The 23,565-nt window shown below is 38.1% G+C and carries 27 protein-coding genes; 1 reads left to right on the plus strand and 26 read right to left on the minus strand.

All coding sequences use genetic code 11. The features are described 5' to 3' along the window. Nucleotides 1-294: 294 nt before the first annotated feature. From ABE613_RS09745 to yneA, 3 genes are all read right to left on the minus strand, one after another. Nucleotides 295-1,368: a tyrosine-type recombinase/integrase gene (locus ABE613_RS09745; RefSeq protein ID WP_235231463.1), complete on the minus strand. Its 1,074-nt coding sequence runs from the start codon at nt 1,366-1,368 to the stop codon at nt 295-297. Nucleotides 1,369-1,568: 200 nt separating this feature from the next. Next, nucleotides 1,569-2,996, minus strand: a complete 1,428-nt coding sequence (locus tag ABE613_RS09750; protein ID WP_347376267.1) for a helix-turn-helix domain-containing protein — start codon at nt 2,994-2,996, stop codon at nt 1,569-1,571. A 335-nt stretch (nt 2,997-3,331) separates the two neighbouring features. Beyond that, a complete protein-coding gene (gene yneA / locus ABE613_RS09755) occupies nt 3,332-3,691 on the minus strand; it encodes a cell division suppressor protein YneA (RefSeq protein ID WP_347376268.1) in 360 nt (119 codons plus the stop codon). A 226-nt stretch (nt 3,692-3,917) separates the two neighbouring features. Between yneA and lexA the strand changes: the two genes are divergently transcribed. Beyond that, the gene (gene lexA / locus ABE613_RS09760) at nt 3,918-4,535 is read left to right on the plus strand and encodes a transcriptional repressor LexA (protein WP_235231466.1); all 618 of its coding nucleotides are present in this window, start codon (nt 3,918-3,920) and stop codon (nt 4,533-4,535) included. Nucleotides 4,536-4,589: 54 nt separating this feature from the next. Here lexA and rsfS read toward each other — a convergent pair whose 3' ends face one another. The 23 genes from rsfS to hisZ form a co-directional block, all read right to left on the minus strand. Then, nucleotides 4,590-4,943, minus strand: a complete 354-nt coding sequence (gene rsfS, locus ABE613_RS09765) for a ribosome silencing factor (protein WP_235231467.1) — start codon at nt 4,941-4,943, stop codon at nt 4,590-4,592. Between the two features lie 3 nt (nt 4,944-4,946). Next, the gene (gene yqeK, locus ABE613_RS09770) at nt 4,947-5,531 is read right to left on the minus strand and encodes a bis(5'-nucleosyl)-tetraphosphatase (symmetrical) YqeK (protein WP_235231468.1); all 585 of its coding nucleotides are present in this window, start codon (nt 5,529-5,531) and stop codon (nt 4,947-4,949) included. Nucleotides 5,532-5,537: 6 nt separating this feature from the next. Then, nucleotides 5,538-6,149: a nicotinate-nucleotide adenylyltransferase gene (gene nadD, locus ABE613_RS09775; protein WP_235231469.1), complete on the minus strand. Its 612-nt coding sequence runs from the start codon at nt 6,147-6,149 to the stop codon at nt 5,538-5,540. A 15-nt stretch (nt 6,150-6,164) separates the two neighbouring features. Continuing rightward, complete coding sequence (gene yhbY, locus ABE613_RS09780) at nt 6,165-6,455, minus strand: ribosome assembly RNA-binding protein YhbY (protein WP_235231470.1); 291 nt, start codon at nt 6,453-6,455, stop codon at nt 6,165-6,167. 30 nt (nt 6,456-6,485) lie between these two features. Further along, nucleotides 6,486-7,769 carry a GTPase ObgE gene (gene obgE / locus ABE613_RS09785; RefSeq protein ID WP_347376269.1) on the minus strand — a complete coding sequence of 428 codons (1,284 nt, stop codon included), beginning with the start codon at nt 7,767-7,769 and terminating at the stop codon, nt 6,486-6,488. A gap of 90 nt (nt 7,770-7,859) precedes the next feature. Continuing rightward, on the minus strand, nt 7,860-8,141 hold the full coding sequence (gene rpmA, locus ABE613_RS09790; RefSeq protein WP_016219110.1) for a 50S ribosomal protein L27: 282 nt from the start codon (nt 8,139-8,141) through the stop codon (nt 7,860-7,862). Beyond that, nucleotides 8,138-8,479, minus strand: coding sequence for a ribosomal-processing cysteine protease Prp (locus ABE613_RS09795; protein WP_235231472.1), 342 nt, complete (start codon nt 8,477-8,479; stop codon nt 8,138-8,140). Before ABE613_RS09795 ends, rpmA begins: the two co-directional genes overlap by 4 nt. A gap of 14 nt (nt 8,480-8,493) precedes the next feature. Continuing rightward, entirely contained in the window at nt 8,494-8,802 is a 309-nt protein-coding gene (gene rplU, locus ABE613_RS09800) for a 50S ribosomal protein L21 (RefSeq protein ID WP_235231473.1), read from the minus strand. Nucleotides 8,803-8,908: 106 nt separating this feature from the next. Continuing rightward, the gene (locus ABE613_RS09805) at nt 8,909-9,793 is read right to left on the minus strand and encodes a DMT family transporter (protein WP_235231474.1); all 885 of its coding nucleotides are present in this window, start codon (nt 9,791-9,793) and stop codon (nt 8,909-8,911) included. 24 nt (nt 9,794-9,817) lie between these two features. Beyond that, nucleotides 9,818-10,606 (minus strand): amidohydrolase family protein, encoded by a 789-nt coding sequence (locus ABE613_RS09810; RefSeq protein WP_347376270.1) that lies wholly within the window; start codon nt 10,604-10,606, stop codon nt 9,818-9,820. Then, nucleotides 10,607-11,020 (minus strand): CBS domain-containing protein, encoded by a 414-nt coding sequence (locus ABE613_RS09815; RefSeq protein WP_235231476.1) that lies wholly within the window; start codon nt 11,018-11,020, stop codon nt 10,607-10,609. 28 nt (nt 11,021-11,048) lie between these two features. Next, a complete protein-coding gene (locus tag ABE613_RS09820; protein WP_235231477.1) occupies nt 11,049-12,383 on the minus strand; it encodes an aspartate kinase in 1,335 nt (444 codons plus the stop codon). A gap of 105 nt (nt 12,384-12,488) precedes the next feature. After that, nucleotides 12,489-12,971: a Cys-tRNA(Pro) deacylase gene (ybaK, locus tag ABE613_RS09825; protein WP_235231478.1), complete on the minus strand. Its 483-nt coding sequence runs from the start codon at nt 12,969-12,971 to the stop codon at nt 12,489-12,491. Then, complete coding sequence (locus tag ABE613_RS09830) at nt 12,964-13,716, minus strand: TIGR03936 family radical SAM-associated protein (RefSeq protein ID WP_235231479.1); 753 nt, start codon at nt 13,714-13,716, stop codon at nt 12,964-12,966. The genes ybaK and ABE613_RS09830 overlap by 8 nt, the downstream gene beginning before the upstream one ends. Continuing rightward, a complete protein-coding gene (locus ABE613_RS09835; RefSeq protein WP_347376271.1) occupies nt 13,700-15,565 on the minus strand; it encodes a TIGR03960 family B12-binding radical SAM protein in 1,866 nt (621 codons plus the stop codon). Before ABE613_RS09835 ends, ABE613_RS09830 begins: the two co-directional genes overlap by 17 nt. A gap of 167 nt (nt 15,566-15,732) precedes the next feature. Continuing rightward, the gene (locus tag ABE613_RS09840; RefSeq protein WP_347376272.1) at nt 15,733-17,058 is read right to left on the minus strand and encodes a dicarboxylate/amino acid:cation symporter; all 1,326 of its coding nucleotides are present in this window, start codon (nt 17,056-17,058) and stop codon (nt 15,733-15,735) included. Nucleotide 17,059: 1 nt separating this feature from the next. Then, nucleotides 17,060-17,902, minus strand: coding sequence for a dTDP-4-dehydrorhamnose reductase (gene rfbD, locus ABE613_RS09845; protein ID WP_347376273.1), 843 nt, complete (start codon nt 17,900-17,902; stop codon nt 17,060-17,062). 101 nt (nt 17,903-18,003) lie between these two features. After that, nucleotides 18,004-18,306, minus strand: a complete 303-nt coding sequence (locus ABE613_RS09850; RefSeq protein WP_235231483.1) for a hypothetical protein — start codon at nt 18,304-18,306, stop codon at nt 18,004-18,006. 57 nt (nt 18,307-18,363) lie between these two features. Beyond that, nucleotides 18,364-19,647, minus strand: coding sequence for a bifunctional phosphoribosyl-AMP cyclohydrolase/phosphoribosyl-ATP diphosphatase HisIE (gene hisIE, locus ABE613_RS09855; RefSeq protein ID WP_235231484.1), 1,284 nt, complete (start codon nt 19,645-19,647; stop codon nt 18,364-18,366). A 15-nt stretch (nt 19,648-19,662) separates the two neighbouring features. Continuing rightward, on the minus strand, nt 19,663-20,250 hold the full coding sequence (gene hisB / locus ABE613_RS09860; protein ID WP_235231485.1) for an imidazoleglycerol-phosphate dehydratase HisB: 588 nt from the start codon (nt 20,248-20,250) through the stop codon (nt 19,663-19,665). Between the two features lie 29 nt (nt 20,251-20,279). After that, a complete protein-coding gene (gene hisD / locus ABE613_RS09865) occupies nt 20,280-21,569 on the minus strand; it encodes a histidinol dehydrogenase (RefSeq protein WP_235231486.1) in 1,290 nt (429 codons plus the stop codon). A gap of 24 nt (nt 21,570-21,593) precedes the next feature. Continuing rightward, entirely contained in the window at nt 21,594-22,235 is a 642-nt protein-coding gene (hisG, locus tag ABE613_RS09870; RefSeq protein ID WP_235231487.1) for an ATP phosphoribosyltransferase, read from the minus strand. A gap of 7 nt (nt 22,236-22,242) precedes the next feature. After that, a complete protein-coding gene (gene hisZ, locus ABE613_RS09875; RefSeq protein WP_347376274.1) occupies nt 22,243-23,496 on the minus strand; it encodes an ATP phosphoribosyltransferase regulatory subunit in 1,254 nt (417 codons plus the stop codon). Nucleotides 23,497-23,565: the final 69 nt, after the last annotated feature.

A 23,565-nucleotide genomic window follows, 5' to 3' on the forward strand; every position in this document is an offset into this window, starting at 1 on the left:
TAAGATTGACATACAAGGATTCTCCTTTCGTTAAGATCATTGGTTTTTCGTCAACTCCAATATATCATATCGAAGTGAATCCTTGTTTTTTATTTGTTACCTATCTATTGTATCCCAACAATTTTCTTAAGATTGTTTTGAAGGTTTCTGAATTCTATTGATGTGCATTTGGAAAATGAATATATAGATTTCTGATACAAGACCCTTTGATATGCTTCCGTGGGTCGCTATTGTAGAAAGATACTTCTGCCACGGAACATGGTAAATTCATAAAAAAGGGAATCTTAGTACCTCCTAAGATTCCCTCAATTTTACAGCTGTTGCTGCCTGTCTGCGTCTATCTTCATCAATGGCAGCATAGTGCTTTTTGGTCGTATTGACATCTTTATGACCAAGAACATCCGCCACAAGATAAATATCTCCAGTTTCTTTATAAAGAGATGTACCATAAGTGCTTCGAAGCTTATGCGGCGTTATTTTCTTATTCGGTGTTACTTGTCGCGCATATTTTTTTACCATATTTTCAACTGCCTGGATTCCCATGCGCTTTCTCTGTGTTGATAAAAACAGTGCATTTTCATGTCCGGAAAGAGGAGTTATGGCTTTTCGGTCTCCTTCCATATAATTTTCTAATGCATCTGCAACTTCATCGCCAAAATATACAACCATCTGACCTCCACCTTTTCTGGTGACGGTAATTCCATTATTTTTAAAATCAACATCCGTTACATCCAATCCTACACATTCAGATACACGAATACCCGTTCCCAGAAGAAGTGTTAAAATAGCCAGATCACGGTCACGTGTCTTTCGATAATAGGTAAGTGCCTGTCCCGTAAGCCTATCACCTGCAGATTCTACATAATCCAAAAGCATTGCAACTTCATCGGTATCCAATCGTATGATTGCCTTTTCGTGCAACTTTGGCATGTCTACCAAAAGTGTGGGATTCTTACTGATCATCTGATGTTTAAAATAATAATTATAAAAGCTGCGTAAAGCAGACATTTTTCTGGAAAGGCCCTTTTCACCATTCGTAATCATTTCGCCATCATTTTCTCGTGTATAGACCTTCAGATATTCCATATACTCCTCAATATCTACAGGTTCGAGATTCTCAAGATCCTGAAGTCGAAACTGATCAATGGTATAATTCTTGTAGATAGGATTATTCTCCATTAAATAACGAAAAAAAACACGGATATCGTATGCATAATTAATACGTGTCTTAGCTGAAGATCTAGGCTCAATTGCACGAAAATAATCCTTTGCAAATGGCGGCAAAGTCTTTAAAACTTCCCGAAGCCGAATCGTCTGTTCAATCTGAGTCTGCTTATAATAAGAGCGTGTTTTCGGTATATCTGGCATAATATAAATCCCCCTTAATATTTATTTTAACCCCTTAATACTTTACATTATATCATATACATTATTTTTCGTCTATATCTTTTGGAAAAATCGGTATTTGTCGTATAGATATATAATTGACATTTTTATATTTTCAATATGTTCTTGGAAATTATATCTTCTTTATGGAGGGTGCCCCCTTAGGGGCACTTGCTATAATCTTATTTCCTAAAATACAATTCACCTTTCACGCCTTTCATCTTGAAATTCTCATAAGTAAGAAAATAATGTTCGTCTGCTGAATAATCCAGATAGAAATCTGCATTATTATCCATGTCATTTTCGTTTGAATCTTTATCCCAAATGGTTACTCCTGCATGTGTTTCATACCATAAATAATAAGTATCTGAAGTACCGGAATTGTCAGTATATTCATACTCTCCAGTCTGTGGATCCATGATCTTATAGTTTTTTCGTATCATATCTAAGTTGTATGAAAAAGTAACTTTACTTTCCATATCTGGGTCTAACTGTTTCAAATACTCCTTTTTCAATTCAAACCATGATTTTTGATATATACCTATCACTTCATCATTCTCATCTTTTTCGTACTCGATTTCATCAATAACAGTAAAATAATCTTCCCAGTTATTTTTCGTAATTTCAACAGTCTCTATTCCTTTTATCTCCTGCCTATTCTTCTGGTCTTCAAAAGAATCTGACGGATATCTTTTGACATAATCCTGATACATGATTACGACACAGACTGCAAAAGAGATAATTAAAATGACTATAGTTATCACCATGATACGTCCAGTTCGTACCTTCTTCTGTTTGCTTTCAGAAGACTTTTTAGAAGACCTCATATAGAACATAATAAAACCACGAATACCGGCTATCACGATGCACACAACTAATAGTACAATTAAAAATCTTGTCAGTGATGTTGATAGCATTCCAACACCTATTCCGCAGAAAGTAAATGAATTGGCAAGACCGCCCAGACCATTTCCACCCCAGTCTCTGGCCCATACCCACAGAAAATCTTTTCCAGTGATTCCCTCATAGACAGATAACCCAATTCCATACAAAATAAATAGTATTCCTAATCCCATATTAACATATGGAAATATTGCAGCAGTAACTGCATCATCGATTGGGATACGGAACATTGCTTCCATAAACACTTTACCAAATACAGTCCAGATGATAATATATACAATCCCTTTTCCGATAAATTTCTTATCAATATCTTCTTTCATAATCTGCTCAAACCTCACTTTCCAAGTGGCCTGATCACCGCATAGTAACTCTTCATTGAGTTCAGCAATACTGATATTTTCTGAAATAATTGTTTCACAGGTTGTTTTAATTTCTTTAATTTTCATTTCTTCTTTATTTAGTTCCCCTATTCTCCTGGTCATTACCTCTTGTAAAGTGATATTACCATCAAGAACCTGCTGTATCTCCGGTAATGAAACTTCCAATAGACGAAGTACTTTAATCTGATTCAGACGTTCTACATCCATCTCAGAATATTCCCGATATCCGTTTGCTTTTCTGGAAGGATGAATCAGACCTTCTTTTTCATAATATCTGATATTAACACCTTTGATTCCTGTCTTTTGTTCTACTTCTTTTATCAGCATTACATTCACCTCGTAAATTATTCATGCGCATGTCTTTTCTTTCTTGAATCGTAGACCCTAAAGTCGCTATAAGGTCAAGAGTTTTTATTGATCTTTTGAAATTATTTATTAACTTTATTCTATATCAGGCTCATAGGCACAGCAAGTACAATAGCTTCTGTTAAACAACAACCGACTTTTTTCTCATATAATCAAATAAAAACAAATAAAAAAATGATGCCTGGTGCAGGAATACCCTGTTCGCCAGACATCTAGATGGGTGAGTATAATATATAAGATAAGTTTTATACTTATATACCGATGTAATGAATTGCTTCTTATAAGACAGTTATATACTATAAAATATCCTTATCATAATATGCGATCGTCAGATATTGTCCTGACTGAATATCATCAGAAATCAAGCCATTCATATCCTTTATCTCGTAGATATAATCATAGATAGAATCATAATGTTCATCTGCATATTCTTCCGCGATACTCCATAAAGTATCACCGGATTCAATCTCAATACTTCTGTAATACTTATACTGAACAGGCGTGTCTTCAGAATTGTCATGTGCATCCACCAGGCTGTTTCCAAAAAAGATACTGAGTCCCATAACGAATAAACAGACTGTAAACATAACCAATATTTTATTTCTACGTACTTCTCTTCTTCTTTTACTTGCTGTATGTAATCTGTGTGTATTCATGAAACTCTCCTCCTTAATAATATAATTCCCTTATTCTCAAATGATCAGCAAACATTTGTTCCGAACAGCTGTTCTATAGTTGTATTATATACGTCGAACAAATGTTTGTCAATATAAAATCCAAAAATTATCGAACATATTTTCTAAACATTTGTTTGCTTTTTGAATATTGCTGTGATAAAATGAATTTATTAAAGTTCTTATGTACGGAGAGAAGGAGGTTCTTATGGGAAGCGGTAAGATTAGCCCAAAACAACAAGAAATATTAGACTATATTAAATCACAGATACTGGAGAGAGGTTTTCCTCCTGCTGTACGTGATATCTGCGATGCAGTTCATCTAAAGTCTACTTCTTCTGTTCACTCACACCTGGAGACACTTGAAAAGAATGGCTTCATACGTCGTGATCCTACGAAACCAAGAGCGATTGAGATTTTGGATGATTCTTTTAATTTCACGCGTCGTGAAATGGTGAATGTTCCGATGATAGGGCGTGTTGCTGCCGGAGAACCGATACTCGCAGAACAGAACATTGAGAATTATTTTCCTATTCCAATGGAATTCATGCCTAATAACCAGACCTTTATGCTTAAAGTAAAGGGTGAAAGTATGATTAATGCCGGTATTTTCGATGGGGATCTTGTATTGGTGGAACAATGTCAGACTGCACGTAATGGCGAAATGGTAGTTGCTTTAATCGAAGACGGTGCTACTGTTAAGACCTTTTACAAAGAAAAAGATGCGATTCGACTGCAGCCTGAGAATGACTCAATGGATCCAATTATTGTAACTGATGTCAAGATTTTAGGAAAGGTCATAGGAGTCTTTCGTTTCCTTGCTTAGACATTTTCAAAAAAGGAGGACAGCTTTTCATTTCTGTCCTCCTCAAATTAATATCTATAATTCATCCGGATTTATAATTTTCTTTCCATCATTCCAGATACGTTCCAGATTATAAAATTCACGATTTTCTCTGTCAAACACATGTACGATCACATCGCCATAATCCAACAATACCCAGGCACCAGAATTCTGTCCTTCCCGCTGCTTTTGCTCATACCCTGCAATGTGCATTTTTTCTTCTACACTAGCTACCAGAGCGTTTACCTGACTGTCGCTGTTACCATTTGTAATGATAAAGTAATCTGCCAGTACTGATATCTGGGAGATATCTATGATACATGTATCTTCTCCTTTTTTATCTTCCAAAGCTTTGAATGCAACACGTGCCATTTCTTTTGCTTGATCCATAGACTACACCTCCTTATTAAGTTTATTTTTATAATATAAGTATGTTTTCTCAGTCATTGGGTCAACTGATATATTTTTACTGTTCAGATATACCAGCGAATCCTCCAGGATACGATACAGACATTCATTAATGTCCGTGAATGCTAATTTTCTCACTTCTGCCATATTAGGTAATTCTTTTCTTCCAGGCTCAATATAGTCCGCAATATAAATAATCTTGTCTAAAAGTGTCATATTGGGACATCCTGTCGTATGACTTGCGATTGCATTAATAACATCTTTATCTTTAATATGATATTTTTTGGCCGCAAGAAAGGCCCCTAATTTGGCATGAAGAAGACTTGGATTTTTTTTCTCGACTTCTGATACACTTAAATGATACTTATTACATAATTTAATCTTATTCTCACCAGAGATACATTTTGCACAATCATGAAGCAAACCTGCAAGCAATGCTTTTTCAACATCTTCGTCATAACGCATTGCCATGGAAGCTGCTGTATACATAACTCCCAATGTATGCTCATACCGTTCGGTATCTAACTCTGTCATTAATTTTCTTCGTATTTTTGTTATCTTCTGTTCCATATACTCTCACACTCCCATATACAGATGCTTTTTGTAAATATAATCTTCAACATCTGCCGGAACATAGGAAGCGATTGATTGCCCCTCTTTGATTGCTTTACGCAATTCATGTGAAGATATTTTTATTAACGGTGTAACTAATAATTCTATTTTTGCCTGGTACTTCTTTTCCAAATACTGGATTCTTCTTTCCATCTCTTTCCGTGTATTAATCTCGTCACGAAATGCTGCAAGAATTGTACATGTAGGAAAGATTCTTTCAGGATGCACCCAATGTTCTATCATAAACAGCGAGTCTGCACCTATGATAAAATAGAATTCATCCTCAGGATATTTGTTCTTAAAGTATTCTAAAGTACTGTAAGAACAAGAGACTTCTCTTCTCTTCGCTTCATATAATTCCAGTCGAAATTCCTCATATGGAGCAATAGCTAATTGAACCATTTCAACACGTTCCATGACATCCGTTTTCATAGATGTATTGTCCTTGTGAGGTGGATTCCCATTTGGCATATACCAGATCTGATCCAATCCAAACATTTCATAAGCTGCTTTTCCAAGCATCAAATGTCCATTATGAATAGGATCAAAAGTTCCTCCCATAATCCCTATTTTCATAACGTTCGCTCCATCTTATGGCAATTCAATTCGTTTATTTTTATCTTTTCCTTCTTTATACAACACAATTTTTTTACCAATCACCTGTACTACCTGTGATTTTGTACGTTCTGCAAGTATCTCTGCCAAAGCTCGTGGATCGTCCGCACAGTTCTTCAGAACACTGACCTTAATCAGTTCTCTTGCATTTAATGCCTCTTCAACAGCTTTTGTGAGCTCAGGCGTCATACTATTTTTTCCAATCTGAAAAATCGGATCCATCGTCATCGCAAGGCTTTTCAAATATGCTCTTTGCTTTGTCGTCATCTTTTTACTCCTTCATCTCTATATCGTCATTTATTTATAGTAATCAAACTGTAATCCATACATACGCACGGTATCACCTTCCTGAATTCCAGCTTCTTCCAATTCATCCAGAATACCTGTTTCTTTTAAAAACTTCTGGAAAAAAGCAAATCCTTTCTCCGAATCCAGATTTGTGTAACCAAGCATTTTTTCAATCTTTGGACCTTCTACAACATAGATTCCCTCTTCCACTTCGACAGTATACGGAAGATCTTCATATATTAATTCTTCTTCAGGGAAATATTCCTGTTCAAAGATAACTGGTGCTTGGTCTAGTTCTTTTAATCGATCTGAAACATAATATAAGAGTTCCTGAATTCCCTTTCCTGTTACACCTGAAATCGGAAATACTTTGATTCCCTTTGGTTCAAATTCATCTTTCAGACGCTTTAACGGATCTTCCCCATCAGGGTAAATTACATCAATCTTGTTGGCCGCAATAACTTGTGGACGCTGTGCTATCTCAGGATTATAGGCTTCCAATTCTGCATTTATTTTATAAATATCATCTACTGGATCTCGTCCTTCAGTACCTGCCGCATCAACAACATGTATCATAAGTTTTGTACGTTCAATATGGCGTAAGAACTCATGTCCAAGTCCTACACCTTCAGATGCGCCTTCAATCAGGCCCGGAATATCTGCCATAACAAATCCTCTTCCATCAGGAAGATCGACGACTCCCAGATTCGGATTCAGAGTTGTAAAATGATAATTTGCAATTTTAGGCTGAGCATTTGTCACACGTGACAGCAATGTGGATTTCCCTACGTTAGGGAATCCTACAAGTCCAACATCTGCTATAACTTTCAATTCCAGATTTACCCAGAGTTCACGGGAAGGCTGCCCTGGCTGCGCATATTTAGGAACCTGCATGGTCGCTGTTGCATAATGTTGATTGCCCAGGCCACCTTTTCCGCCTTTTAATATAATCTGGCGTCGATTATCCCCAGACATATCGGCAATGACTTTTCCAGATTCTGCTTCTTTTATGACTGTGCCTTCTGGAACCTTCAATATAATATCTTCTGCATCTGCACCATGACATCTGCGTTTCCCGCCCGGCTCTCCATCTTTAGCGGTGTATTTTCTTTTATGACGAAAATCCTGCAATGTATTCAGCCCTTCATCAACCTCAAAAATAACATCGCCGCCGCGTCCTCCATCGCCACCGTCTGGGCCTCCATTTGGTACATATAACTCCCGGCGAAAGCTTACATGGCCGTCACCGCCTTTTCCTGATCTGATAAATATCTTTGCTCTGTCTGCAAACATATACTTATTCCTCTCTTATTTACAAAAAAGAGTGCTGCTATATAACTGAATGTCAGTTATCCTGCAACACTCTCTTCAACTCATAACTACTTAAGCTACCGGATAGATAGAAACCTGTTTCTTATCTCTTCCTTTTCTCTCAAATCTTACAACGCCATCTACAAGTGCGAACAATGTATCATCACCGCCACGTCCAACGTTAACACCTGGGTGAATCTTTGTTCCGCGCTGTCTGTAAAGGATATTACCAGCTTTTACAAACTGTCCGTCTGCTCTCTTGGCACCAAGTCTCTTAGACTCAGAATCTCTACCATTCTTTGTAGAACCAACACCTTTTTTATGAGCGAAAAACTGAAGGTTTAATTTCATCATGGTTGCTGCACCTCCTCGAATGTTAAATCAATATATTCTGCATAGTTTTCATCATCCACCATTTGTTCCAATCCGAGAATCATAGTTTTTAACAACAACTCTGCTTCTTTCGAAGGTGAATCACTTAAATAAAAAGCAATCATCCCTTCTTCCTGATCACTGTCCACAGAAAACTCATCTTCTGCATACAGATCAATCGCATTTATTGTATTCAGCACCAGCACTGAAGCTGCGGCACATACGATATCCTGGCCTTCATCCGCATATTCAGCATGCCCTTTTGTCTGAAACCCTATGCATTCTTTTCTGTCGTTCTGAAAAATGGTTACATGAATCATGGATCTTCTCCAAATTAAGCATTGATTTTGTCAATCTTTACTGCTGTATACTGCTGTCTGTGACCGTTTTTCTTATGGTATCCAGTTTTTCTCTTATACTTGTAAACGATGACTTTCTTAGCTTTGCCGTTCTCTACAACAGAAGCTTCTACTGTTGCTCCTTCAACGGTTGGATTACCAACTTTTAATTCGTTGTCACTTACTGCAAGCACCTGGTCAAATGTATAAGTTTCACCAGCTTCTACACCAAGTTTTTCTACTTTAATGATATCGCCTTCGGCTACTTTGTACTGTTTACCACCTGTTGCTATAATTGCGTACATATGGCACCTCCTATTATCATTACTCGCCAACTACGGTGTCCGTTACGGACTTTTAAACCTCGTTGTGCGGCATACTGGTATATAATAGCATATGATTTTTCAAAAATCAAGTATTCTTATGAAAATTTATTTGCAAAAATATCAATGCACTTACTACTAGAATAATCCCGAATATATTGTAGATATTCAACGTCTCCTGATACAAGAGAACCCCCAAAAGACTGGCTGCGACTACTTCAAAAGAAGCTATGATCGGAGCTTTGCTGCTCTCCATATATTTAAGTCCAATGGAATAAAAGATATATGGAAATGCCAGTGTTACCACACTCCCTACAATCACCAATGGCATTTTGGAAAGATGGTCCGATATTAAGCGAATTGTGTCAACTGGTTCACATATGATCAGCGTTGCAAAAGATGCAAATAAAAATGTATAAAATGTCAAGGTAAGCGAATCATATTTATCCATTATTGCTTTTCCAAGGATTGTATAGAGAGAATATCCTAGCCCTGAACAAAGACCAATGAATAATGTGATCATCTTGTGTTCTCCCAGACCCGTATCGGACAGTCCGACAACCAGAACACAGCCGACAAATGACATCAGTAATGCAACAATCTTCTGAAACGTTATCTTTTCCTTAAAAAATACTAATGATAAAATCATAACAAAAAAAGGAGCCGTATATAATAAGACCACTGCTACAGAAAGAGATGCCCTCTGTACAGTCTCTGCATATGCCAGGTTATTGACAAACAGACTTCCGATCCCTGTTCCCAAGAACCATTGAATATCTTTTTTTTCAATTTTTAATTTCTTACGATCTGTAAGCAATAGAAATATTGCTAAAACAATCGTTGAAACACAGATTCTGACAGCCGTTATCTGACGAGTATGGAAACCGATATCTGCAATATATCGAGTAACTATTCCCATAGATCCCCAGAGGACAGACGCAAGTAAAACAAAAAATGGAGCAGTTTTCTTCATAGATTCTCCTTAAAGATACTCTCTTTATAAATTTAACAATTTGCAGGCATTTTTAGAAAATATCATTTCTTTTTCTTCTTCTGTCAACGGCATATTAGATAGGATTTCTACAAATTCCTTCTGCCCTCCCCACGGTGAATCCGTTGCAAATAATATTTTATCTGCGCCATGATTTCTCACGATCCGAACAAACTGTTCTTCTGGCATACGATCTAACACTACTCCAGTATCAAAATACACATCTTGACCGACCAGATAATCCTCCACATCATCCCACAGTTCATTTCCACCCATATGGGCAAGAATCATCTTTTCAGGTTCTACTTCTTTTAATACCTCGCAAGCCATCTGTGGTGTACAGTGAACATCTTCTGGACACTTCGGATCTACACCTGCATGTACAACAATAATAAATCCCAGCTCAGATGCATAAGAAATTAATCTTTTGAAACATATATCATTAAAATACATATCCTGATAATCTGGATGCAGTTTTATTCCTTTCATTCCCATAGATTTGATTTCGCGAAGCTGTTCCTTATAATTAATACTTGCAGGATGAATACCTCCAAAAGAAATAACCGATCCTTCCAGATACTTCGCTGCGAACCGATTGACCGATTCAATCTGCGATACTTTCGTAACTGCCGGAAGTGCCACTGAGATATCAATACCAGCTTCTTCTGTTGATTCCAGCAACCCATGATAAGTGCCGTCTGTAAATGGTCTGATCTGACAGACATTTTGTAAAAATTCTATGGTTCCTTTCGCTATCTTATCTGGAAACATATGTGTATGAAAATCAATAATCATCTAATCCTCACATTCTTTCATCTTATCATAGCAATATCCAATGATATCACGTCTTGTTATAATTCCAATAAAATGTCCCTGATCATCCACAACCGGGACAAAATTCTGTTCCATAGCTTTACCGATCAAATCTTCCATATTGGATTTTGCAGTCACACATTGATAGTCAAGTCTGCGCTCGACTTTCATAATACTAATATCTTCTGCATCTTTCAAATTCAATATATTCCACTTTTTCAAAGACCACAAAAGATCACCTTCAGTAATAGACCCTACATATTTCCCCTCTTTATTTAAGATCGGTACAGAAGAATACTTGTGGTATTCCATGATCTCCAGCGCCTGCCGCAGAGTATGGTAGTCATAAATATACGCCAGTTCGCTTTTAGGCTTAATAAAAAACAAAATATTCATGATGAAGACCTCCCCAAGTCTTTATAAGTTAAATCATTGTATTAACAAATATGTCATAAATCGCATTAATTGCAACACTGAAATCATGGTTTCTTACACCAATGATAATATTCAATTCACTGGACCCCTGATCAATCATTTTTACATTCACATTTGCATGTGCCAACGCAGAGAATATTCTTCCAGAGGTTCCCCTAGTCGCACGCATACCTCTTCCTACAACAGCAATCAAAGCAAGATCGGATTCTAACTCGAGAAAATCCGGCTCTACAGCTCTGTGAATACCCGCAATAACTTTCTGCTCTTTCTCTTCAAATTCATCCTGATGAACAAAAATTGTCATTGTGTCAATTCCAGAAGGCATATGCTCAATAGAGATATCATTTTCTTCAAAAACTTCCAACACTTTTTTACAGAATCCTACTTCCGAGTTCATCATTGCCTTTTCTACCGTAATAGAGGCAAAGTCTTTCTTACCGGCAACTCCTGTGATTACGAATCTTGGCTTTCTGCAAGTGTCTTCGACAATTAATGTTCCTTTATCCTCTGGTGCATTTGTATTACGTATATTAATAGGAATTCCTTCCTTTCGAACTGGGAAAATCGCATCTTCATGCAAAACAGATGCTCCCATATAAGACAATTCTCGCAATTCCCGATATGTAATCACATCGATCGATTTTGGATTCTTTACAACCCTCGGATCTGCAATCAGAAAACCTGATACATCTGTCCAGTTTTCATACATCTCTGCGTGAACAGCTTTTGCAACAATCGAACCTGTAACATCTGATCCGCCTCTTGAAAATGTTTTAATTCTTCCGTCTGGCATAGATCCATAGAAACCCGGAATAACAGCACGTTCTGTCTTGGCAAGTCTCGCAGAAAGAATTGCATCCGTTTTTTCACTGTCAAAATTGCCATCTTCATCAAATTTAATTACATCTGCAGCATCAATAAATTCATATCCCAAATATGCTGCCATAACGATACCATTTAAATATTCACCTCTTGATGCAGCATAATCTCTTCCGATCTTACGGCTGAAGTTGGTACGGATCGTTTTAAATTCATCGTCCAGACTAATCGACAGACCAAGGCCCTGGATAATCTCATCATAACGTGCCTTAATTGCCAATAGCTGCTTTTCTACTTCTTCTTCATATTCATCATGGTCTAAAATAGCAATCCCATAACAACTATATAACATATCCGTAACCTTTGTATCATCTGGCGTACGTTTTCCAGGTGCTGAAGGAACAACGTATTTTCTACTTTCTTCCTTCCGGATAATTCTGCCAACTTTTTTAAACTGCTCGGCACTTGCCAACGAACTTCCACCAAATTTTACAACCTTCTTCATCTTTTCTGTAATCCTCCAAACTGCTTTTTCTACTGGTTTTACTTATACTCTTTCCATATATTACATCATTTTCCAGACATCTGCAATGGACTATCTTCATGAAATTTAATACTGAACAACATCTGCAAATGTAGCATTTGATGCTTTTTGCAAATCAGCAGGTCTTAACTTAATCTGCATTCCAAGTTTTCCCCCACTTACATGCATATACTCTAATGCTTCTGCTGATTCCTGAATAACCGTTGGAAATTGCTTTTTCATACCAATTGCCGTACATCCTCCACGCACATAGCCTGTAACTTTTGTCAAATCCTTCAGATGAAGCATTTCCAAAGATTTTTCACCGACAACTTTAGCTGCTTTCTTAAAATCAATCTCTTCTTCAATCGGAATTACAAATACATAATGCTGTCCTGTCTTCCCCGTTGTCACCAGGGTCTTATATACAAGCGAATGATCATATCCCAATTTATCTGCCACCTGGATTCCATCTGTAAACTCATCACATTCATATTCCTCATATTCATAAGGAATCTTTTGACGATCTAACATACGCATTGCATTAGTCTTTACTTCTTTTTTACTCATAAGATTCAACTCCTAATATGATATCTGTTCCTAATGATTCCAGCGAAACAAAAGCCTCTTCTGATGAAGTATCCGAATTCTCAGCATATACTTCCAATCGATGAAAATGAAGCGGCACTTCTTCTGGATTCTCCCCAATATATGACAAAAAAGCTTCCATAACAAGATTCGGCTTCAGATTCTGTTCGCTTCCTGTAGCTAATAAAAGATATATATTATCTTCTGACACCTGCATTTTATAGATCATCGGTTTGATATCTACTTCTTTTTCACTACGTTTTGTTTTCTTCCATACAACAATTTGTGGTTGGGCCATAAAGGAATCAACCTTTTCTGACCAATCCTGCGGAACAGGTAGCATGACATCAGACGACTTAAAAGACTCCAAAAGTGTCACTTTATAATCGGCAGCATCAACAATAGTCATACCACTATATTTCTTATCATCCGGGATCTGTCGAAAGCTTACGATTTCAATCCCCTCTACCATAACCTGATTCATTCTGCGTACAGCCTCTTTTGAATCAATCGGTTCCTTTAATTCGATATCCAGATACTCACCATCACTGGTAATTCCTACACCCAGAGGCTGCGCAAAAGACATAATCATATGCGGGCTGTACCCGCCAGTGAAAGCGATAGGAATATCCGCCCGCCGCATAACCTTCTGAAAGAATCGCATAACATCCAGATGACCTATAAACTTCATAATCCCATATTTTCGAAATTTAATTCTTGCCTTCAAAACAGACACCTCCTCCGTATGTTGCCGCTCCACAACCAGAGCACTGGATCCTACAATTCGGTGTGGTTTCCCCCCTCATTGCACGTTCCCATTCTCTTCTCAAAAATGCTTTGGTTACTCCGATATCAATAAAATCCCATGGGAAGATCTCGGATTCATCGCGTTCTCTTAAGTTATAGAACCCTATATCAATTCCCGTATTTTCAAATGCTTTCATCCACTTTTCGTTATCAAAAGTCTCACTCCAGGAATCGTAGATACATCCTGACTGATAGGCTTCCAAGAGCACTTTACTGACTCTCCTGTCTCCACGGGCAAATACACCTTCCAATACTGTAACTTCCGCATCATGCCAGTGATACTTTAAGCTCTTACGGTTTAATTGCTCTTGAAATTCATGTTTTACAACTGCTGCTCTGGCAATGTATTCCTCATTCGTATACATTCTCGCCCATTGAAAAGGAGTAAAAGGCTTTGGAATAAAGAAAGAAGTACTTGTCGTTATCTGACACTTTCCATTACGTTGATCCTTAGGAATCTCATAATAACGTCTTGCAATCTTATCTGCAAGCCTTGGGATCTCTTTCATGTCCTCTTCTGTCTCCGTCGGAAGTCCCAACATGAAATAAAGCTTGACCTTATTCCATCCACCTTCAAATGCCTGTCCGGCACCATCCAGAATAATTTCTTCTGTAAGACCTTTGTTGATTACATCTCTCATACGCTGAGAGCCAGCCTCCGGCGCAAATGTCAGACTGCTCTTACGAATATCCTGAACCTTCCCCATTACATCCAGAGAAAATGCATCGATTCTAAGAGAAGGCAAAGAGATATTGATTCCCTGATCTTTAAATTCATCTATCAAAAAAGTAACGAGTTCTTTTAACTGACTATAATCACTGGAACTTAAAGAGCTTAATGATATTTCTTCATGTCCGGTATTTTTTAACATATCGTATGCACATTGCTTGAGCATCTCAACATCACGTTCTCGTGTCGGGCGATACAACATACCAGCCTGACAAAACCGACAGCCCCGGATACATCCCCGCTGAATCTCTAATACCACTCTGTCCTGTGTCGCTTTAATGAATGGAACTACAGGAGCCTGTGGATAAAACGTTTCGGTCACATCTAATACCATCTGCTTGTGAATCTTCTCTTTTGCGTGTGGATTATTCGGAATAAATGAAGCAATCGTCCCATCCTCTTTATATTCTACATCATAAAATGCCGGGATATAGACACCTTCTATTTCCGCAGCTTTTTCGAAGTAGTTCTTTTTAGAACCACCATTTTTCTTGTTTTCTTTATAAAGATCCATCAATTCATAATATACGGTCTCACCTTCACCGATATAGAACATATCAAAAAATTCGGCAAGCGGTTCTGGATTATAAGTACAAGGTCCTCCCCCAATTATAATCGGATCATCCTCCGTACGTTCACTGGATTTTAATGGAATCCCGCTAAGATCCAGTACCTGAAGAATGTTTGTATAACACATTTCATACTGAATCGTAATTCCCAGAAAATCAAATTCTTTGATCGGATCCTGTGATTCTAAGGCGAAAAGTGGGATATGCTCCTCTCGCATGATTTGATCCAGATCCATCCAGGGGGAATAGACTCGCTCACACCATATGTCCTCTCTTCGGTTAAACATATCATACAATATCTGTATTCCCAGATGAGACATTCCAATCTCATAGACGTCTGGGAAACACATCGCAAATCTAATATCTATGTTTTCTTTAGATTTCATCACGGAGTTTACTTCTCCTCCGATATAACGTGCTGGTTTTTCTATTTTCATTAAAATATCATCACATAACGCCAGTTTTCTCACTAATTAACACCTCATTATCATAAAATTAACATAAACTCTGACCATCTATCTGCTCACTTCTTCAAATTGTACTATAACAACTCAGATATGTCAAAAACGATATTCGGTTTTTCATATATAAACAAAGAAAAACGACCAACTACTATAGCTGATCGTTCTCTATTATATTATTGCTCTACATCGCTTCCCATTTCTTTCTGTTTTTTCGATTCCTTCCCGGAATTGTTAAATACTTCTCGATCTAAAGCTTTATTTTGATTAGCAACAATCGTTGTACATACTGCATCACCTGTAATGTTAACAGCAGTTCTGGTCATATCCAGAATACGGTCAATACCCATGATAAGACCGATTGCTTCTACCGGAAGTCCTACGGAGTTAAATACCATTGTCAATGTAACAAGGCCAACACTTGGAACACCCGCTGTTCCAATAGATGCCAGAGTTGCAGTACCAATAACCGTTAGATAATCTGTCATGCTAAGATGAATCCCAAATGCCTGTGCCGCAAAAACAACTGCTACACCTTGCATAATTGCTGTTCCATCCATATTGATCGTAGCACCAAGAGGAATCGTGAATGAAGAAATCTTCTTAGACACACCCATCTTTTTGCTCAAAGTGTCAATGGACATTGGGATCGTCGCATTAGATGTTGCCGTTGAAAACGCAAATGCCATGACAGGGAAGAAATTCTTAATGAATATAACAGGATTCAGCCCGGTAAATACTTTTAACAGCGCCATATATACTACAAAACACTGAATTGCAAGAGCAATCAATACACCTATCATATATTTCGCCAGTGGAACAAATGCGCTGAAACCAATATTCGCAAAAGTTCTGGAAATCAGGCAAAACACCCCTATTGGTGCCAGACTCATGACCATCATAGTCATTTCCATCATAATATCATTGAACTGACTGAAGAAGTTACCGACGGTCTCTGTGCGCTCTCCTAATTTTGCAAGAATAATACCTACAATCAACGCAAACACAATAATCTGTAGCATATTTCCATTCGCAAGTGAACTGATCGGATTATCAGGAATAATATTCAATAATGTATCCGTAAGGCTTGTAGCTTCCATGCTCTGCACATCCGCCGCATTGGACTGAACCGCACTCATATCCAATCCAACACCTGGATTAATAATATTTCCAACAGAAAGTGCTACCGTAACGGCAAGGGCTGTTGTAAAGAGATAAAAAACCAAAGTACGCACACCGACAGTTCCTAATTTCTTCGTATCACCGATAGACATACTTCCACATACCAGAGAACAGAATACCAAAGGAACAACCAGCATCTTCATCAGACGAATGAAGCCTTGTCCAATTACATATAATATTCCTTCTACAATTATGTCATCTTTTATATGGCTGGATGGTACCATATAACATAATATAATTCCAAATATTGCTCCCAAGATCAACGAAATAAATATCTTCGTTGTAAGCCCTATCTTTTTCTTTTCTTTTGCTTTCTTCATATTACACCACCTCATTCATATATTCCTTTAATGAATCCTTCCAATCCGGCATCTCATAAACATCTATGATCCTAAGGATAAAATTATCAAGCACAGCATATGCCGGTCTGGCAGAAGAAAGATCAGATTCATTGGTAGGAACGGTTTTTAATTCTGCATTCTTACCTGCAAGTCTCAATATCTCCAGCGCAAATTCATATCGATTACATACACCTTTGCAAGTAGCATGATATGTTCCATATTCGTTGGTCTGAATCAGATATAGAATAATTCTTGCAAGATCCTTGGCACTTGTCGGAGAACCAAACTGATCTGATGCTACAGATAGTACCTTCCCTTCCTCAGCAGCTGCAAGGACTCTGGTCACAAAATTATTCCCTCTTCCATAGACCCAATTACTTCGAACAATAAAATGCTTGTGTGTGAACTCTTTTACATAATTCTCGCCAGCTCTTTTCGAACGCCCATACACAGTCTTGGGATTGGTGTCATCAAACTCACTATAAGGAGTCTTACTCAGTCCATCGAACACATCATCTGTGGACAGCTGTACCATCTTCGCACCCACCTTACGTGCCACGATACTCAAGTTTCTCGTACCCAGTGCATTGACTCTATATGCCAGTTCCGGTTCCCTCTCACACAGATCGACATCCGTAACTCCAGAACAGTTAATAATGACATCTGGACGATTGATCTCTCCGAAACTAAGTACTTCGTCTGTCTTAGTGATGTCCAATTCTTCTTTATCTGTGTTAAACACTTCCATTTCCAAAGGATCAATCACATCGTTAATTGCAGTTCCAAGCTGCCCGTTCGAACCTACAATCCATACTTTTAACATATAAAAACCTCCTCAACATACGAAAAGCGTTGATTTTACTATAATCAACGCTTTATCTTCTCATTACGAGTATTATATCAATTTCAATAAACAGTGTCAAGTTATAGGTTTTTCCATACTTCTGCCACATCCAGATCATAAGTAATTTCTTCCACAATGCGATCGCTGTCTACATTCAACACTTCCTTTTCCTGGGTCTTCATAGTTACAAACACCGCAAAAAGCATAAAACATAGAAATGCACGCAACCCAAGTGTCCCCCGTACAGGTATCTGGTCTTCTCCATATATTTCTCGATATGCCATTCCATAACGAGGATGAACGGCCGGTATTGATCTACGGTCACTATAAAGTTCCCTCGTCTGCTCCAATAATTGCCTTCTACGCTTTTCTGAATCATTCAAGAATATCACCCCGATAAACTATATGATTCAGAAATCCTTTCTATTCATCTTCAGACACTAGCGTTCAGCCAATTCTTTGATAATATCTTCCCAGGTAATTCCTTTTTCTACCATTAATACCATGGCATGGTAGAGGAAATCCGATAATTCATACTTTACCTCTTCCGGATTCGGATTCTTTGCCGCAATAACAACTTCTGTAGCTTCTTCTCCTACTTTCTTCAGAATCTTATCAATTCCTTTGTCAAACAGATAATTCGTATAAGAACCCTCTTTTGGATTCATTTTTCGGTCGACAATAGTAGCATATACCGACTCAAATACCTTTAACGGATTGGTCTCATCATAATCCGTTCCTGCAAGCGGCTGGAAAAAGCATGTTGGATTTCCTGTATGACACGCCACACCAACCTGATCTACCTTTGCAAGCAATGTATCATAATCGCAGTCAATTGTCAGAGACTTTACATACTGAAAATGTCCACTTGTCTCACCTTTGACCCAAAGCTGTTGTCTACTCCTGCTAAAATAGGTCATCTTACCTGTCTTAATCGTCTGATTAAACGCTTCTTCATTCATATAAGCCAGCATCAATACTTCCTGTGTTTTGTAGTGTTGAACAACCACAGGAAGTAAGCCCTGCTCATTGGTTTTAAATTGGGAAAATTCCATAATACTCTCAAAAGAAGTCATTGCAATATCTTCTTTTCCACATTTCGTCTTAAATGCATCAAAATCCATATCCGTCTGACTGACATATTTCCCGGACAGTCCTTTCACACCAGAACATTTCAGGATTTTGAATAACTCATCTTCTTCCATCGTATCCGTCACAATTACACATGGAACATCCGTTACATTAACAACAGAATTCAAGTCTAATCTATGCATAAATACAATTTCACTGCAGCATTCCTGAATAATGTGCTGATGTTTGAATAATGCATCAAAATCCTGCAAGGAAACTGCCAGTTTTTCCTTACCAAATCTCTTGGCAGCATCTTCCAGAAGCTTTCCACTTCCTTGCTTTGAAAAATTGACCATTGCTCGTTTTGCACCTGCATATAATATTTTCTTAATATCTTCCTGTCTCTTTACATTACCGCCAGCTACCATTGGAATACGAATCACACGATTCATACGTTTCATCAAATCTATCGACTCATCATGTTCTTCATCCGATTCTGATAAATCAAATATCAATAATTCATCCGCTCCATTGTCACTATAACTCTTCGCAAGTGCAACAGCATCTTCTGAAATTACAGTATGGTCATCGAACCATTTTACAGCTTTTCCTCCCGCAATAAACAGGCAAGGAATCAATTTTTTAAAATTCATATCTATCTTCTCCTTTTATAGGCTTCCTTTTGTTGTCCATGCTTCCTGTATTCTCGGCTCATCCATCGTTGCCATGTCCAGAGCTTTTCCGAAACTTTTAAACAGTGCTTCTGCCTTGTGATGATTGTTCTCGCCATCTAAAATACGAAGATGAATATTCATCATGGCACTATAAGATACTGCATAAAAGAATTCCTTTATCATTTCAGTATCCATATCTCCAATGCAATCGACCGTAAATTCAGAATCAAATCTTAGATATGGTCTTCCCGACAAGTCTACGGCACACAATGCCAGGGTCTCGTCCATTGGAAGGATAAAATGACCATAACGCCTAATTCCGACTTTATCGCCAATTGCTTCCATTATTGCCTGTCCTAACACAATCCCAGTATCTTCAATAGTATGATGGCAGTCCACCTCGAGATCACCTTTTACCTTTACAGTTAAGTCAAATAATCCATGTCTGGCAAATCCATCCAGCATATGATTCAAAAAGCCAACCCCTGTATCAATATCTGTTTTTCCGGTGCCATCCAGATTGAATGTTATCATAATATCTGTTTCTTTTGTTTTTCTTGTACAACTGGCTGTCCGCTCCATATTACGCGCCTCCTATTTTATCTCTGTTCTTATTCAAAACGAACCTTGATGGAATTTGCATGCGCAGTTAATTGCTCTGCTTTTGCAAAATTCTCAATATCTTCATGGATCTCTTCCAGCGCTTCTCTTGAATATGCAATAATGCTTGATTTTTTGATAAAATCATCCACTGATAATGGAGAGAAAAATTTTGCAGTTCCATTCGTAGGAAGGACATGGTTTGGTCCAGCAAAATAATCTCCCAGAGGCTCACTGGAATATTCGCCTATAAAAATCGCTCCGGCATTGCGGATTTTTGTCATCACATCATAAGGATTCTTTGTCTGAATCTCCAAATGTTCTGACGCAATATCATTTGCAATCTCAATCACTTCTTCCATGGTATCTGCCACAAGGATATATCCATAATTATCCAAAGACTTCTGTATAATTTCTTTTCGGGATAATACTTTTACGAATTCATCCACTTCGTCCGATACCTTTTGTGCCAATTCTTCGCTTGTCGTTACCAGAATTGCAGATGCTAATTCATCATGTTCTGCCTGCGACAGCAGATCCGCTGCAACATATCTGGGATTGGCCGTATCATCTGCAATAACGAGAATCTCACTTGGTCCTGCAATGGCATCAATACTGACATGACCATAAACTGCTTTCTTCGCCAACGCTACATATATATTGCCAGGTCCCACAATCTTATCTACTTTTGGAATACTTTCCGTACCATAGGCTAATGCTCCGATTGCCTGCGCTCCTCCTACTTTGTAGATCGCATCTGCACCTGCCTCGCAGGCCGCAATCAGAGTATTCGGCGTAACTTTACCATCCCTTCCCGGAGGTGTCACCATAATAATTTCATCCACACCGGCTACCTTTGCCGGAACAATATTCATCAATACAGAAGACGGATACACAGCTTTCCCGCCCGGCACATACACGCCAACTCTATGTAATGGTGTTACCTTCTGTCCAAGCATCGTCCCATCTGGTTTACTGTCAAACCAACTGTATTGTCTCTGCTTCTCATGATAAGTCTTAATATTATGCAGTGCCTTTCGGATAATTTCGACCAATGCCGGATCTGCCAGATCATATGCCTCCTGAATCTCTTCTTCTGTAACCCGGATATTCTCAGCAGATATAATTGCTTGATCAAACTTCTTCGTATAATCAAAAAGTGCCTGGTCTTTTTCTGTTTTCACGCGTTCTAAGATCTCAGCGACTCCCTGTTCATACTGCCCATAATTATTAGGACTTCTCTTTAAAAGATCTTCCAAAAGATTCTGTCTCGTATCTTTATCCAAATGTTGTATTCTCATACAATCGCATCCTTTCTATATTATCTATATCTGTATCTGTGTACGAAGCTTTGTAAGAAGTGACTTAATTCTGTCGCTTTCCATACGCATGCTCACTGGATTCACGATCATTCTTGCAGACAGAGGACATACTTCTTCTAATACTTCCAGACCATTTTCCTTCAAGGTAGACCCAGTCTCAACAATATCTACAATTACTTCTGACAATCCTACAATCGGAGCAAGCTCAATAGAACCATTTAACTTAATGATTTCTACCGTCTGATGCTTGGTATTATAGAAATAGTCCTTAGCAATGTTCGGATATTTCGTCGCAACGCGAATCAACTCATGATGTTGAAGTAATGGTGCTGCATCCTTATAACCACAGACACACATTCTGCACTTTCCATATCCAAGATCAAGCACCTCGTGGACCTTACGCCCCTCCTCAAGGATGGTATCTTTTCCTACAACTCCGATATCAGCTGCACCATACTCTACATAAGTAGGAACATCAGGACCCTTTGCAAGAAAGAATCGAAGTTTTAATTCTTCGTTTGTAAAGATTAATTTTCTTGAATCTTTATCTTTCATTTCCTCACAGGTAATTCCAATCTTTTCAAATAATTCCAGTGTCTGTTTTGCCAGACGTCCTTTTCCCAAAGCAAATGTAAGGTATCTCATGTTGTCACTAACTCCTATCTGTACTATTCACAATCTTATGCTCACCAGTCACCAGATTAATCATGGTAATTTCCCCTGATTTCTTGATGTAAATCAGATTGCCGGCATAATATTCTTTTCCATATGCTACATAATCTTCTAATAGCTTTCCTTTGTCTTTCTTAATAAGTTCTGCATTCTTTGCCTTTCTTCGGAAATCTTTTGCGAGGGCAATAGCCTCTCTCTGTTTTCCTTCATCGTATACGATCATTGTATTCTTTCTGGTATATACAATGCGAATTTTCTGGCGAGTCAAAGCATTCATCAATTCATCCAGTACAATAGCAAAACCTATAGACGGAGATTGCTTGCCGAACTTTTCAATCAAATGATCATATCGTCCACCTTTTACAATCGCATCTCCTGTTCCGAATGTATATCCCCGGAAAATAATGCCTGTATAATATCCATACGTACCTGTCATACTCAAATCAAAGTTCACGAACTTTTCTACCCCGTATAGCTTTAATGTATCATAGATCTTTTCCAGGCGGCGAATTGCCATTACACCTTTTGAATTCGGTGCAATATTTTTAGCATGAACGAGAATATCTACGCCACCGACCAACTCGTTTAGTGCAGCGAACGCCTCTTTAGAACTTCTCTTCACCTGGATACTCTCAAGAAATTCTTCTACTCCAAAGTAATTACGATTATTGATCAATTCTCTGACACGCTCTTCTGCTTCTTCATCCAGGCAGGCATCTTCTATCAGGCTCTGAAAGAAGTCTACATTTCCCACATTTAACTGAAATTCTTTTAATCCTATCGTAAGCAGAGATTCAATGACCAGTGCAAGCATCTCAGCATCTGCCTCAACAGAATCATCTCCCATTAACTCAGCACCCATCTGAGTTGTCTCACGCAGACGGCCCTGATAATTAGAATGGTTTACAAACGTGTTTCCGGTATAACAAAGACGAATCGGCAATTCTTCTTCTTTGAATAAGGTTGCAACTGCACGTGCGATGGACGGAGTGATATCCGGACGCAGTGCAAGTGTATTCCCGTCTTTATCAAAAAACTTATATAAATCTTTGGATGGAATAGTACCAATCTCTTTTCCAAACACATCAAAATATTCAAATGTCGGTGGCTGGATATCATGGTATCCGTAGAGGTGAAATACCTTTTTAAGACGTCCTTCCAGCGCAAGTCTTTTTCCACATTCTACATTGTATATATCTCTGACTCCTTCCGGAGTATGCAATACTTTTTTCATATTTCCTCCAAAATCATTGTAATCTTTCCACTTTAACATGCTACCACGTTAAAAACCTTATTGAATTAT

Source organism: Dorea chungnamensis, assembly GCF_039832125.1.
Taxonomy (GTDB): Bacteria; Bacillota; Clostridia; order Lachnospirales; family Lachnospiraceae; genus JAFBIX01.

Bases quoted from the DNA above. Each gene is read 5' to 3' on its own strand.
- ABE613_RS09745 (WP_235231463.1), bottom strand. From the start codon at position 1,368: ATGCCAGATATACCGAAAACACGCTCTTATTATAAGCAGACTCAGATT.
- ybaK (WP_235231478.1), bottom strand. From the start codon at position 12,971: ATGAGTAAAAAAGAAGTAAAGACTAATGCAATGCGTATGTTAGATCGT.
- lexA (WP_235231466.1), top strand. From the start codon at position 3,918: ATGGGAAGCGGTAAGATTAGCCCAAAACAACAAGAAATATTAGACTAT.
- ABE613_RS09810 (WP_347376270.1), bottom strand. From the start codon at position 10,606: ATGATTATTGATTTTCATACACATATGTTTCCAGATAAGATAGCGAAA.
- ABE613_RS09840 (WP_347376272.1), bottom strand. From the start codon at position 17,058: ATGAAGAAAGCAAAAGAAAAGAAAAAGATAGGGCTTACAACGAAGATA.
- rpmA (WP_016219110.1), bottom strand. From the start codon at position 8,141: ATGATGAAATTAAACCTTCAGTTTTTCGCTCATAAAAAAGGTGTTGGT.
- hisB (WP_235231485.1), bottom strand. From the start codon at position 20,250: ATGGAGCGGACAGCCAGTTGTACAAGAAAAACAAAAGAAACAGATATT.
- yhbY (WP_235231470.1), bottom strand. From the start codon at position 6,455: ATGACGACAAAGCAAAGAGCATATTTGAAAAGCCTTGCGATGACGATG.
- hisZ (WP_347376274.1), bottom strand. From the start codon at position 23,496: ATGAAAAAAGTATTGCATACTCCGGAAGGAGTCAGAGATATATACAAT.
- rsfS (WP_235231467.1), bottom strand. From the start codon at position 4,943: ATGGATCAAGCAAAAGAAATGGCACGTGTTGCATTCAAAGCTTTGGAA.
- yqeK (WP_235231468.1), bottom strand. From the start codon at position 5,531: ATGGAACAGAAGATAACAAAAATACGAAGAAAATTAATGACAGAGTTA.
- ABE613_RS09815 (WP_235231476.1), bottom strand. From the start codon at position 11,020: ATGAATATTTTGTTTTTTATTAAGCCTAAAAGCGAACTGGCGTATATT.
- rfbD (WP_347376273.1), bottom strand. From the start codon at position 17,902: ATGTTAAAAGTATGGATTGTAGGTTCGAACGGGCAGCTTGGAACTGCA.
- nadD (WP_235231469.1), bottom strand. From the start codon at position 6,149: ATGAAAATAGGGATTATGGGAGGAACTTTTGATCCTATTCATAATGGA.
- hisIE (WP_235231484.1), bottom strand. From the start codon at position 19,647: ATGAATTTTAAAAAATTGATTCCTTGCCTGTTTATTGCGGGAGGAAAA.
- yneA (WP_347376268.1), bottom strand. From the start codon at position 3,691: ATGAATACACACAGATTACATACAGCAAGTAAAAGAAGAAGAGAAGTA.
- ABE613_RS09820 (WP_235231477.1), bottom strand. From the start codon at position 12,383: ATGAAGAAGGTTGTAAAATTTGGTGGAAGTTCGTTGGCAAGTGCCGAG.
- hisG (WP_235231487.1), bottom strand. From the start codon at position 22,235: ATGAGATACCTTACATTTGCTTTGGGAAAAGGACGTCTGGCAAAACAG.
- rplU (WP_235231473.1), bottom strand. From the start codon at position 8,802: ATGTACGCAATTATAGCAACAGGTGGTAAACAGTACAAAGTAGCCGAA.
- hisD (WP_235231486.1), bottom strand. From the start codon at position 21,569: ATGAGAATACAACATTTGGATAAAGATACGAGACAGAATCTTTTGGAA.
- obgE (WP_347376269.1), bottom strand. From the start codon at position 7,769: ATGTTTGCAGACAGAGCAAAGATATTTATCAGATCAGGAAAAGGCGGT.
- ABE613_RS09805 (WP_235231474.1), bottom strand. From the start codon at position 9,793: ATGAAGAAAACTGCTCCATTTTTTGTTTTACTTGCGTCTGTCCTCTGG.
- ABE613_RS09750 (WP_347376267.1), bottom strand. From the start codon at position 2,996: ATGCTGATAAAAGAAGTAGAACAAAAGACAGGAATCAAAGGTGTTAAT.
- ABE613_RS09795 (WP_235231472.1), bottom strand. From the start codon at position 8,479: ATGATTCATGTAACCATTTTTCAGAACGACAGAAAAGAATGCATAGGG.